2 protein-coding genes and 1 pseudogene are annotated in these 1,537 nt (G+C 64.9%); all 3 read right to left on the bottom strand.

Annotated elements, in window-relative coordinates; all coding sequences use genetic code 11:
* A pseudogene (locus EN879_RS35395) lies at positions 1-395 on the bottom strand (CCA tRNA nucleotidyltransferase); the annotation flags it as partial.
* Positions 392-1,027 carry a CoA pyrophosphatase gene (locus EN879_RS35390; protein WP_063168849.1) on the bottom strand — a complete coding sequence of 212 codons (636 nt, stop codon included), beginning with the start codon at positions 1,025-1,027 and terminating at the stop codon, positions 392-394. The gene EN879_RS35390 and the pseudogene EN879_RS35395, both read right to left, overlap by 4 nt.
* The coding region (locus tag EN879_RS35385; protein WP_164774817.1) for a DUF1285 domain-containing protein at positions 1,027-1,537 on the bottom strand (511 nt) is incomplete at its 5' end. The genes EN879_RS35385 and EN879_RS35390, both read right to left, overlap by 1 nt.

Below are 1,537 nucleotides of genomic sequence, written 5' to 3'. Positions count from 1 at the left end.
TCGGCATAGAGCGCGTTGATGGTGAAGTCGCGCCGCTCGGCATCGAGCTTCCAGTCGCGCCCGAACGACACTTTCGCGCGCCGCCCGTCGGTTTCGATATCGGCGCGCAAGGTGGTGATTTCATAGGGCTTTCCGCCGGCAACCACGGTGATCGTCCCATGCTCGATGCCGGTTGGCACCGCCTTGAACCCTTCCGCTTCGGCGCGGCGGAGGGTTTGCTGCGGCAAGCAGGTGGTGGCGATGTCGATGTCGGCGACCGGCTGGTCCATCAGCGTGTTGCGCACCGCGCCGCCGGCGACTCGCGCCTCTTCACCGCCTTCGGCCAATGCGAACAGCAGGCGCTGTAGATGCTTGTCGGTGAGCCAATCGGCCCTGCCCGCGATCGAGACACTCACGCATAGAGCCTTTCATAGAGAGTACGAATGATGCCGGCGGTGACGCCCCAGATGCGCCGGTCGCCGTAAGGCATGTCGTAGAAGAACCATTCGAGATCGTTCCACATACGGCTGTCGCGCTTGTGGTTGGCCGGGTCCATCAGGAAGCGCAGCGGCACTTCGAAAGCGGCATCGACCTCGTCTGCGTTGAGCGTCAGTTGGAAACCGGGCCGCACGATGCCAAGCACCGGGGCGATGCGGTAGCCGCTGCCGGCGACATAGTCGGGCATGCGGCCGATGATCTCGATGCCATCTCGGCCAAGCCCGATCTCCTCGAAGGTCTCGCGCAGCGCCGCCGCCTCAGGGCTCGGATCGGTCGGATCGATAGTGCCGCCGGGAAAGGCCACCTGCCCCGAATGGCTGCGCAGCTTTTCGGCCCGTTTGGTCAGAAGAACCGTCGCATCGCCCTCATGATCGACCACCGGGATCAGCACCGCGGCATTGCGCAGCGCCTTGCCCTGGTTGAGGCGCGGATGGCCGGGGTTGAAGCGATGGTCGCCATAGTCGTCGTCGCCTGCATGTGCATCGGGCTGCACGGCAAAGCGCGCGCGAAAATCCGCGGATGAAAACGGCGCCGGCGTCACCTGGTCCATCACGCGCTCAGCCGCTTCAACTGGTCCGCCGGCATGATCGGGAACACGGCGCCCTTGGAGCGCACCGCGAACATCGTCTCGCCGCCGATTTCGATCTCCTCGCCATGCCCGACCAGTTCATACATCACCGGCCGCGCCACCAGCGCCTCCAGACGGCCACGCACCAGCACATAGGGCTTCAACCCGCCGGTCTCGTTCTCATCGACAAACCGCAGCGGCCGTTCCGGCCCGGCTTCGACGACGTCGCCGACATTGGTGCGGAAGGTGATTGTCTGCGCCTCGCCGCTGCCCGAAACGTCCATTTCGACGGCGATGAACGGCGCATCGGCGACGCGGATGCCGACCTTTTCTACCGGTGTCACCAGATAGGTCCTGCCATCGGCGTCCTTGCGCAGCACCGAGGAGAAAAGCTGCACCAGCGGCATGCGCCCGATCGGCGTGCCCAGATAGAACCAGGTGCCGTCGGCCTTGATCTCCATGTCCAGATCGCCGCAGAAGTCGGGATTCCAG

Source organism: Mesorhizobium sp. M7A.F.Ca.AU.002.02.1.1 (assembly GCF_003998535.1).
GTDB classification, from domain to species: Bacteria; Pseudomonadota; Alphaproteobacteria; order Rhizobiales; family Rhizobiaceae; genus Mesorhizobium; species Mesorhizobium ciceri.
The sequence above is the reverse complement of the archived record's forward strand: the minus strand, read 5'-3'. Positions and strand labels throughout refer to the sequence as shown.